This window comes from Dehalococcoidia bacterium (assembly GCA_003597995.1).
Taxonomy (GTDB): domain Bacteria; phylum Chloroflexota; class Dehalococcoidia; order Dehalococcoidales; family UBA1222; genus SURF-27.
Map to the genome: position 1 here is coordinate 59,466 of QZJY01000030.1, position 11,195 is coordinate 70,660.

Annotated in this window: 8 protein-coding genes; 5 read left to right on the forward strand and 3 right to left on the reverse strand. The window is 53.9% G+C overall.

From position 1 onward, the window contains the following. The first annotated feature begins 225 nt into the window (after nt 1–225). From C4542_04725 to C4542_04745, 5 genes are all read left to right on the forward strand, one after another. On the forward strand, nt 226–2,952 hold the full coding sequence (locus tag C4542_04725) for a hypothetical protein (GenBank protein RJO62223.1): 2,727 nt from the start codon (nt 226–228) through the stop codon (nt 2,950–2,952). A gap of 402 nt (nt 2,953–3,354) precedes the next feature. Continuing rightward, on the forward strand, nt 3,355–4,449 hold the full coding sequence (locus C4542_04730; protein ID RJO62224.1) for an alanine--glyoxylate aminotransferase family protein: 1,095 nt from the start codon (nt 3,355–3,357) through the stop codon (nt 4,447–4,449). Then, nucleotides 4,450–6,030, forward strand: a complete 1,581-nt coding sequence (locus C4542_04735) for a phosphoglycerate dehydrogenase (GenBank protein ID RJO62225.1) — start codon at nt 4,450–4,452, stop codon at nt 6,028–6,030. A 145-nt stretch (nt 6,031–6,175) separates the two neighbouring features. Continuing rightward, nucleotides 6,176–6,760: a pyridoxal 5'-phosphate synthase glutaminase subunit PdxT gene (pdxT, locus tag C4542_04740; GenBank protein ID RJO62226.1), complete on the forward strand. Its 585-nt coding sequence runs from the start codon at nt 6,176–6,178 to the stop codon at nt 6,758–6,760. Beyond that, complete coding sequence (locus C4542_04745) at nt 6,757–7,194, forward strand: C_GCAxxG_C_C family protein (GenBank protein ID RJO62227.1); 438 nt, start codon at nt 6,757–6,759, stop codon at nt 7,192–7,194. Before pdxT ends, C4542_04745 begins: the two co-directional genes overlap by 4 nt. Before the next feature lie 76 nt (nt 7,195–7,270). Here C4542_04745 and C4542_04750 read toward each other — a convergent pair whose 3' ends face one another. From C4542_04750 to C4542_04760, 3 genes are all read right to left on the reverse strand, one after another. After that, the gene (locus tag C4542_04750; GenBank protein ID RJO62228.1) at nt 7,271–8,578 is read right to left on the reverse strand and encodes a DUF1015 domain-containing protein; all 1,308 of its coding nucleotides are present in this window, start codon (nt 8,576–8,578) and stop codon (nt 7,271–7,273) included. 11 nt (nt 8,579–8,589) lie between these two features. After that, a complete protein-coding gene (ligA, locus tag C4542_04755) occupies nt 8,590–10,653 on the reverse strand; it encodes an NAD-dependent DNA ligase LigA (GenBank protein RJO62229.1) in 2,064 nt (687 codons plus the stop codon). A 272-nt stretch (nt 10,654–10,925) separates the two neighbouring features. Further along, nucleotides 10,926–11,195, reverse strand: a 270-nt coding sequence (locus tag C4542_04760; protein ID RJO62235.1) for a GIY-YIG nuclease family protein, incomplete at its 5' end; no start/stop codon positions are given.

Here is an 11,195-nt window from a genome sequence, read left to right on the forward strand (position 1 = left end):
TTGGGGTAGTCGAGGGGTGTTTGTCGTGTTTTCACCATTAAAGGCACTCTGCGGTGAGGCCGTTCGGCATTAATACTCTTCCCGTCGATTCGTATTTGGGTATCAACAAAAAATGGATTCTTGACAATTGTTCGTAGCTGGCATACATTTTCTGAAATAAGATAATTCGCATATAGGTGATTTCATCAACTAGGTCTAGCAAAACAGCCCTAATGGAGGTGACGCTTGGATTCCAGATTGATTGAATACCTTAACTCAGGAAAAGCTTGGCTTCTAGTCGGTTCTGGGCCTTCTATAGACATGGGATACCCAACTTGGAAAGAACTCGCATCTACAGCAATAGAAGAGTTGACCCTCCTTGGTAACAACCCCAACCTTACTGCTGCCAAGTCTTGCTTCGCCAAATTTGATTACCCCGGCGTATTTGAAGCTACTAAAGCTGGCTTGGGCAGCCAACGATTGCTAGAATTGTTGAGAAATAAACTAAAACCCATAAGACAGAGCAAGATTTATGAAATTATGGCGAGATGGCCAATACCTGTTTACATGACTACCAATTATGACAATGAACTGCAAAACCATCTATCGCATCTTGGCGAACCATACCTAACTTATTCGAATTCGCGCGACCATATGAACCAACTAGCTTCTGATTCTTCCGGTTTTATCGTTAAATTACACGGTGACCTAACATCAGAAGATGGCCTCATTCTTACTACTGGACAATATAAATCAATCACGCATGGAAGCCAGTGGGATTATTGGCGTTCTAAAATGGCAGCTATCTTCACAATGCATCGAGTGATTGTAATTGGGCATTCACTTTCAGACAAGAATATTGTGCATGTGCTTGAGACTGCAAAGAAAGGGTCAGGTTTCGAGCATCCTGCTATATGGATAACGCCCGACCCGCCTTCATACCAGGAGAGAACTAAATTCGAAGCTGATTATCGTGTTAGCATCATTGGATATCCTGGGGGTGAGAATGGGCACACGAATCTTCTGAGGATTCTTGAGAGTATCAGCGATTGTGTTCCACCACGGACAATAGTGCGTCTCCAGCAACAGATCCCTGTAGTGACATCTCATGAATCCGCAGCCGGTTTTTTCGTTTTCAACGAACTGGTAGGGCAGCAAGACTACGAAAACAAAAGAAGAGACATCATAGTAAGTGCAATCGAAGCCAAATTACCTGCCCTCAAGGGAATCGAGGGATTCACCATTCATCGAGCCATACAAGAGGCCGGTTGGCCCCCGGATGTAACCGTTGAATCCCACTTCCTGTCCCAAGTCGAACAACGTTCGGTTGAGCGTGGCATATTATCAAGACGCCCTGATGGCAGCTTGGCCGTGCCTGAGAAAGCACTCCAGCAATCCCAATCCAAGCGCGAGGTTTTCGAACACGCCCGAGCCTTGTTTAGACAGTCCCTTGAACTTAGAATACGCCGCGACTTTACAGATTTGAATGACGCACAATTAAAATCGTTAGTTTCTGACATTGATACTTCATTAACTACGTACTTTGAAAAAGGGGGCTTGACATTCGCGAGCCTATTATTTTCAAAAAATGTAACCAAATTCGTCCCTCAGTCAATCTTGCATTTCATTTTAGTTGCAAGCACTAAATATGACAATCTGGTTATGCGCTTGGCTTTTTTCAAAGCTTCACTCGACTCTTTTGTCCGCGCCGAAGCTGCCCAGCGAGACTATCTGGGGCGAATCGCTCAAGGGTACTTCGGGTTCCATGCGTTAGGTGTATTTGGGGATTTGGCTGTTGAGAGAATTAAAATAGCCAAAGAAACATTATGGTTGATCGACTCAGACACACAAATCCATACGCTTGCTTTGGGCTCTTTGACAAACCAGTCCTATCGCGAGTCATTGAAGAAGCTTAACAGCATGGATGTCCGACTATTCACAATTGATAGCCTTCTCGATGAAACTAGAGAGCATTTGTATTTTGCCGATAAAAGGATCGAAGAAAATGGCGCTAGCTCACCCGTTATTATTGCTGCAGCTAGAGGAGACGCCCCCTTCGAAAAATCAAATGCATTCTTAGAAGGTTTCATCCGATGGCAAGCTGCTGGAAATCCATGCAGTTGGCAAAGTTATCTGTATCAAGCTCTAGGTATGCCTGGCGACATAGGTAAGGAAGTAATCGCCCAAGCTTTAATGAAACATGGGATTGAAGTTGTTGAGCCGAGTGCTTGGCCTGGCTTTGATGATTCACACTATTCAGCAATCGATAGTTATAGTAAGAAGATTGTAGAGTTGCGGCAGGGTACACAACACATACTACCTGGAGTTTCCGGACAGGCACAACAGAATGACCCGCTTGAGAAGGCTAAGCCGGAGGCAGAGGCCTATAATATTGTGTTGAGGGAACGGAGTGGGGAATATCACATGCTATCTCAAGCTGCCTCACAGTCGTGGTTCATTAGCAATACTTCAATCCTCAATCTCATTGGAGGAAAGCCAATCACATGGCAACCGGACGCGTTCTTGAGCTTTATATCAACTTTAGGCACTATCACTCGTGCAGATTTAGTCGAGGAGGCTTTTGAACGAATTATCTATGGACTCGCCGAGTCAGGCTTAAGTCTTTTAGATGAAGAAACTGTTTCGCGCGTTTTTGGTGGAATAATTGATCAAGCCAAGCTCAGCATTGAAGAACTCAGAGATCAATACGATTCGACTATTGGGAACAAATACGGTGAACCGTTAGACGCAATTCTCTCACGTATGAGACCCAGTCAATTGCCATTAGCAGCGGCACAGCTTTCTTCTGAAATTGCCCATGTCGAAGCAGAAAAACGACGGCAAGCAGAAACTATTGCAAAGGAAGCAACTGCACGGGCTGAACAAAGCGAAAGGGAACTTGCCAAGTTACAAAAATTCAAGGCAAAAATGTTAAAAAAACAGAACTCGCGAAAGAAGAAAAAAAAGAAATGATGTTGGGCTTAATAAACCTTCATTATTATGACTTTATACCAACTCGGGGCAAAAAGAATTAATAATGATATTTGGGGGACTCCGATCACCTGAACCCCATTCAGGTGCGCTAGAAAGCTGTTCTAAAACCGAACTCTCACCCTCACCTTAACCCTCTCCCCTCAACGGAGTTGGTTGATATAGAACGACAGGCAGAGGGCAGGTTCGAAACCTGCCCTAAACCCCTCGTTTCAGTAACCCCAGGACATGTAAGAGCAAGCACAACCTGAGATTACCGCCTTCGTTTCGTTTCCACCAACGCGGCCTTTTCGGGGTCGGAGCATTTTTATGGGTTGTTTATTGGGCGCTTTTTGAGCTATAATCTTTATCCACAAATAAATCATAGCTTTTGAAGGAGCCTACATGACCAACCTTAGAATCCCCGGCCCCACTCCCTGCCCGCCCGAGGTGCTGGAAGCCATGAGCCGCCAGATGATCAACCACCGCGGCGGCGAGTTCCAGAAGATGCTGCTGGAAGTCACCGACAAGCTAAAAAAACTCTTCATAACCAAAAATGACGTTTACCTGCTGACCGGCTCCGGTACCGGCGGCCTGGAAGCGGCCGTGGTGAACTCCTTCTCGCCGGGCGACAAGGTGCTGGCCGTGTCCATCGGCGTTTTCGGCGACCGCCTGGCCAACATCGCCAAGACCTACGGCGCTGATGTAACGGTTCTCAAATACGAGTGGGGCAAGGCCGCCGACCCGGCCGCCATAAAGGCCGCGCTCGAGCGGGACCCCGCCATCAAGGCGGTCATGGTCACTCATAACGAGACCTCGACCGGCGTCACCAACCCCCTCAAGGAAATCGCCAGCACAGTCAAGCCCTTCGACAAGCTGTTCATAGTGGACGCCATCTCCAGCATCGGCTCAATCGAGCTGCCGGTGGACGAGTGGGGCGTGGACGTGATGGTCACCGGCTCGCAGAAGAGCTGGATGGTGCCCCCCGGCATGGCCATGGTGGCTATATCCGAGAAGGCCTGGAAGGCCAATGCCGCTGCCAAAATACCGCGCTTCTACTGGGACTTCGGCAAGGCCAAGAAATATTTTGAAAAGGGCGGCCAGACACCCTGGACCCCGGCCGTCTCCATCGTTTTCGCGTTGAACGTGGCCCTCGACATGATGCTCAAAGAGGGGCTGTCAAATATCATCGCCCGCCACCAGAAAATCGGCAAGATGACCCGCGAGGGAGTCAAGGCGCTGGGCTTAAAACTTTTCGCCGACGAGGCGCACGCCTCCAACACCGTCACCTCCATACTGGGCACCGAGGGGCTGGATGCCAAGACGCTCAACAAAATTATGCGCGAGGAGTACGATATTATCCTCTCCGGCGGCCAGATGGAGCTGGAGGGTAAAATCTTCCGCATCGGCCACCTGGGCTGGGTTAACGAGAAGGACATTAAAGCCGTGCTGGACGCGCTCAAGGTGGCGCTGCCCAAGGCCGGCTTTCGGAGCAAGTAGATGAAAATGAACGTGCTGGTGGCCGACCCCCTGGCTCAGGAGGGCATCGACATACTCAAGCAGTATGCCAACGTGGACGTCAAGACCAAGCTCAAGCCCGAAGAGATAAAAGCCATCATAGGGAACTATGAGGCTCTTATCGTGCGCAGCCAGACGCGCGTCACCGCCGACATAATAGAGGCCGGCACCAAGCTCATCGTCATCGGCCGCGCCGGGGTGGGCGTGGACAATATAGACACCCAGGCCGCCACCAAGCGCGGCATCATCGTGGTCAATGCCCCCACCGGCAACACCATCTCCGCCGCCGAGCACGCCGTGGCCCTTATGCTGTCTCTGGCGCGCAACATACCGCAGGCCAATACTTCGCTCAAGAACTGCGAGTGGAAACGCAACGAGTTCATGGGCACCGAGGTGCGCGGCAAGACGCTGGGCATTGTCGGCCTGGGCAATGTAGGCAGCGAGGTAGCGCGCCGCGCGCAGGGACTGGAGATGAAACTCATCGGCTACGACCCCTTCGTCACCGCCGAGCGCGCCAAAAAGATGAGCGTGGATATGAAAACGCTAGACGAGATATGGAAAGAGGCCGATTTCATCACCCTGCACGTGCCGCTCATCGAGTCCACCAGAAACCTGATAGGCGCAAAGCAGCTTGCCATGATGAAGCCGACAGCCCGCATTATCAACGCCGCCCGGGGAGGCCTTATCGACGAGGAGGCGCTGGTGGCGGCCATCAACGCTGGCAAGCTGGGCGGGGCGGCCGTCGACGTATTTGTCGAGGAGCCCTGCACCAAGAGCATACTGTTCGGCTGCAGCAAGATAATCGTCACGCCGCATCTGGGCGCCTCCACCAACGAGGCGCAGACGCTGGCCGCCACCGAGGTGGTGCAGCAAATCATCGATGTTTTCAACGGCCAACCAGCCAAGTACGCCGTCAACGCGCCGTTAGTATCGGCGGAGGTCCTGCCGGTGCTGGTGCCCTACATGCGGCTGGCGAACTCAGTGGGCAACCTGATGAGCTACCTGGGCGAAGGCCAGATAAAGAGCATCCACATCAAATACCAGGGAGAGGTGGCGGCCTACGACAGTAACGCCCTCAAAGCTGTGTTGCTGGGCTCTTTGCTGGGACGCCTCACCGCAGAACGTATCAACATGGTCAACGCCACCATGGAAGCCACCAAGCGCGGCATCAGGGTGTCCGAGGAAAAACAGGCCACCTGCGACAACTACGCCAACCTGATAACCCTGGAAGCCGTCACCAGCGAGGGCACCGCTACTGTGTCGGGCTCGGTGATGCGGGACGAAAGCCACATCGTGCAGGTTAACCAGTTCTGGATAGATATAGTGCCCACCGGCGGCTACTTCTTGTTCTGCGACCACCGCGACCGCCCGGGGCTCATAGGGGCCGTGGGCAATATCACCGGCTCGGCCGACATCAACATCAGCTACATGCACCTGTCGCGCCTCAAGCCCAGAGGCGAGGCTCTCATGATACTGGCGCTGGACGAACCCCTGCCGGAAGCGGCGCGCAAGGAGATACTGGCGCTCAAGGACGTGTACACCGCCAAGGTGGTTAAAATATAAATTCTAAGCACCAAATACTAAATAAGCACCAATGCTCAAAATTCAAATTTCAAAACATTTGGATTTGTTTAGTATTTAGATATTAGTATTTAGTATTTTTGAGAGGGGCTGGGAAGCCCCTCTCCGACTTAGGATAGCGGAGCATATGAAAATCGGGGTGCTGGCACTGCAGGGAGCTTTTATCGAACATATCCACATCCTGCGCAGGCTGGGTGTGGAGGCCGTCGAGGTGCGCACGGCGAAAGAGCTGCACGGCGTGGACGGGTTGATTATACCGGGAGGAGAGAGCACCACCATGCTCAAGCTGGCGCGCCACTACCACCTGGTGAAGCCTCTGCAGCAGATGGCTAAAGAGGGCAAGCCCGTCATGGGAACCTGCGCCGGTATGATACTGATGGCAAACAAAATTACTGAGAGCGACATGCAGACGCTCTGCCTCATGGATATAGAGGCGCGGCGCAACGCCTTCGGACGGCAGGTGGACAGCTTCGAGACCGACCTGGCGGTGCCCACACTCGGCGGGGAGAAGTTTCACGCGGTTTTCATCCGCGCGCCCTATATCGAGCACGTAGGTAACGGCGTGGAGGCGCTGGCACGGCTGGACGACGGCACGGTGGTGACTGTTAGGCAGAAAAACCTGCTGGCGCTGGCTTTCCACCCGGAGCTCGGCCACGACACACGCCTGCACGAATATTTCGTGAACATGGTAAAAGAGGCTAAGAAATCATGAGCAGGGCTACAGAAGCGGCAGCACTTTTAACCGACTCCGAGCTTAACTGCGCCCAGAAGGTGCTGAGCGTCTTCTGCGAAGAACTGGGGCTCGACAAGGCCGACGACCTCAAGGTCGCCCTGGCCTTTGGCGCGGGCATGGGGCGTACCGGAGGCAGGTGCGGGGCGGTGACGGGGGCCTGCATGGTGCTCGGCTTGAAGCCATACCCCGAACTCAAGACTCCTACAGAGAGAAAAGAGAAAGTTTATGCTCTGGTCAAGGAGTTCAACAACAGGTTCATGGCGCTCAACAAATCGCTCAATTGCACTGACCTGCTGGGTTATGACATGAGTAAAGCGGAGGGTCTGGCCGCCGCCCGCTCTAACAAGGCAATCTCCAGAGTGTGCCCGAAACTCGTGGCTGACGCTGTAACCATACTGGAAGAAATGCCCTAGTCCAGATTCTCTTTTTCCGGTGTTCAAAGGCCTTGGGGCAGATTGGAGAGCAATGCGAGGTTTCTCTTGCCCGGCCTCAAACCAGCCGGTTGACCACCAGCCCGCTCGGCAGCTTGGGATAAAAGTAGGTTGACTTGCGCGGCATACGGTCTGAGGCATCCGAAATAGCCTTGATGGTCTCCGGGCGCACCGGCTTGATGACGAAGGCCAGCTGGAACTCGCCGGACTGCACCTTCTTGACGGAGTCCTCGCGGTCGTAGTTGAAGGCGATACCGGAATCTCCCTCCGGCTTTATCCCCAGCATCTCTTCGAGAATGATATGGTCCACCAGGCTGACGTCCAGTTTCTTGTAGATATCGGTGTGGAAGCTGGGCATGAAGCGTCCGGCGGCCTCTAAATCGCGCAGCGTGAGCAGCAGGAAGCTGTCGCCGTCCAGCCCGAATAAAACGAGGCGCTGTTTATCCTCTGCCGACTGCCACTCGTCCAGTTTGCGCCATGTTTCGACGCCCCTGAACGGCAGTTTTTCTACCTCGAAAAAGGCCGGCAGCTCGGATTTGAGTTCCTCCAGTCTGGACTGGCTCAGGCCGCGCAGCAAGCGGTGCGGCGGTAGAATGAGCAGGCCGGGGTCGTCGAAGTCAACCAGAGTCATCATAACGAAATTGAAGGCGGCGTCAGGTGGGGCGTCCGGGTGGAGTGCCACCTGTTCGCGCTGATAGACCAGGGCGCTCTCGTAGCGGTGGTGGCCGTCGGCGATATATATCGGCTCATCGGCGAGAGCGGAGATTATCTGATTCAGGTCGTCGGGTCTGGTTACAGCCCAGAGGTCGTGTCGTTCACCTTCGAGCTTGCGCACGTGCGCCAGAGGCCTATCGGCAGTGGCGCGGGCCAGCACCTGGCGGATAGTCTTATCCCTGTCCTCGTACATGGAAAGGATAGGGCTGGTATTGGCCTTGAGGGCGCGGATAAGATTGATGCGGTCTGCCTTCGGCCCTGAGAGAGTGCCCTCGTGCGGGCGCACTATCATGCGGTGCCACTCCTCCAGCCTGATGCGCGCGACGATGCCACGGCGTTTCCACTCTTTGCTCTTGTGCGTGAAGTAATGGTCGTGGACATAGATGGCGGGCGGGTTATCGACGGTCAAAACTCCATTTTTCAGCCACTGCTCCAGAAAGCACGCCGCCCGTGTGTAACGGTTATCGGAGGGCGAGTCCTGAGGCGTTTCCTGTCCGTATTCGACGCGCACGAAATTGTACGGGCTGCGCTGGTAAAGCTCACCCTGCTGCTGCGGCGAAATAATGTCGTAAGGCGGGCAAATGACCTCAGCCAGGTCCTTGACCAGTCTGGTATTGTAGCGGATGCCGTTTATTGGATGAATTTCAGCCATGTGCCCTCTTTCTATTTTTGCCCCAGCATTGCCAGGAGTTCGGACTCGCTTATTTCTTTTATCCCCAGAGCGCGGGCTTTGGCCAGTTTGCTGCCCGGCTCCAGCCCCACGACGAGATAGTTGGTCTTCTTGGTGACATCGGACTTCGCTGCTCCGCCCTGAGCGCAGATAAGCTCCTCGGCAGTCTCCCTGCTGTACTTTTCCAGCTTGCCGGTGATGACGAATTCCTGCCCTGCGAGAGTTTGAGTCCCAACCTTTGTCTGAGATGCCTCAGCCCGAGTATTCACGCCAGCCTTTTCCAGCTTTTCGATGATTTTCTGATTCTCCTTGTTCTTGAAAAAAGCCACGATGCTGGAAGCTATTTTACTCCCGACGGAGGGCACTCTCATGAGGTCTTCCTCGGATGCATGAGAGAGCAAATCAAGGCTATCGAAATGCTGCACCAGCAGGTCGGCGGTCTCGCCGCCCACATGTCGTATCCCCAGCGCAGTGATAAGGCGCGAGAGAGGCCGCACCTTGCTTTTTTCGATGGCGGCCAGAACATTGTCCACCGATTTTTCCCCCAGGCGCTCGATTTCCAGCAGCTTTTCGCGCTTGTCCTTTAGATAGTAGATGTCGGCGGCGTCATGCACCAGTCCTTCACGCAGCAGGAGCGCCGCCATCTGCTCGCCGATGCCGCGTATATCCATAGCCCCGCGCGAGACGAAATGCTGCAATCTCTCCTCGACCTGCGCCGGGCAGGCGGAGTTGGGGCAGTAGTACATCACCTCTTCGGCAGGCTTGACCACCTCCGTGCCGCAGACGGGGCAAACCGGAATGTCTTTGGCTTTATCGCATAGCTTGTCCCTCATGCTGAAGGGGTTAGCCCTATCGGAGCGACTGACAGACTCAGGTGTTGGGCCGACAATCTCGGGGATAACGTCGCCCGCGCGCTGTATGAAGACGGTATCACCCTCGCGGATGTCCTTGCGGCGGATGTCGTCTTCGTTATGTAATGCGGCGCGGCTGATGGTGACGCCGCCCACCGCCACCGGCTCCATAACGGCATAGGGGTTGAGCGTGCCGGTGCGCCCCACGCTGACGGCTATCTCATTGAGCAGCGTGCGGCCCTGGATAGCCGGGAACTTGTAGGCGATAGCCCAGCGCGGCTCGCGGCCCACGTCGCCCAGCTCTTCCTGCAAGGCAACCTGGTCTATTTTAACCACCACTCCGTCGGCCTCATACGGCAGGTTATGACGCTCGGCGGTCCATTTATGATGGTAATCTCTGGCTTCTTCAAGGGTATGGAGACGTTTGTTGTTGGGGTTTATCCTGAAGCCCAGCGATTTAAGGTATTGCATGGTCTCCCAGTGGGTGGCGGGCATGGCCCGGCCTTCGGCGTAGCCCAGAGAGTAGATATAGATGTCGAGCGGACGCGATGCTGTTACGCGCGGGTCAAGCTGACGCACCGAACCAGCGGCGGCATTGCGCGGGTTGGCGAAAAGCGGCAACTCCTGTTCGGCGCGCTCGCGGTTGAGTTTTTGAAAACCGGCCTTGGGCAGATAGACCTCTCCCCGCACCTCGAACTTTGAGGGGATGTCGCCCGAGACCGAGAGCGGGATGCTGCGAATCGTGCGCAAATTCTGCGTGATGTTCTCGCCGTTGTAGCCGTCGCCGCGCGTAGCGCCCACCACGAACTTGCCGTTCTCGTAGGTGAGGGCTATGGCCAGGCCGTCCATCTTGTGCTCGCACACCAGGTCGAAAGCGCGCCCTCCCAGCAGCTTGGAAACGCGGTTGTACCACGCCTCCAAGTCTTCATCCGAAAAGGCATTGCCCAGCGAGAGGAGGGGCTTAGGGTGCGCCACCACGCCGAAAGCGGCGATAGGCGCCGTGCCGACACGCTGCGTGGGCGAGTCGAAGGTGACGAGTTGCGGGAACTGCTCTTCGAGCGCTTTTAGCTCCTGCATCTGGGCGTCGTACTCGGCATCGCTCACCTCGGGCTGGTCGAGGGCGTAATAGAGATAGTTGTTGCGGTTAATCTGCGCCCGCAGCTTTTCAATGCGCTCTTTTGCTTTTTCCAAATCTAAATCAGGCATAATTAATAAGGCTCTTTTGTGCTTGAATTATAGCATAGCTGGGCGGTTCGAGGCTAAAGATTTTATATGCGGTACAGAAGAGTAGCCCATGCTGGAGGAGTCCGCCTAGTCGGACGACGAAGCATCTGGTGGGGAGGCGTTATTTCCCGCGAAAGTGGGAAGCTAGTCTAGAGAATCTCTGGATTGTCGGATCAAGCCCGACAATGACAGAAGAAAACTAATATTTTACCTGTCATTCCGGCGAAAGCCGGAATCCAGCGTCTATAAGATTGTTAACGATTAATTTCTTCCCACAGGTCTTTCCACTCCGGATTCAAGCTTTCAATGAGATTAAGCTTCCACTTTCTGTGCCAGTCTTTCAACCTTTTCTCGCGGTTCAAAGCGGCATCGACATCACCCATCTGCTCATAGTAGACCAGGGAATGCACTCGATACCGCTTCGTGAAGCACTCAACCAGATTGTTACGGTGTTCGTAAACCCGGCGGATGAGGTCATTTGTCATGCCAATGTATAGGGTGCCGTTGCGTTTATTCGCCATGAT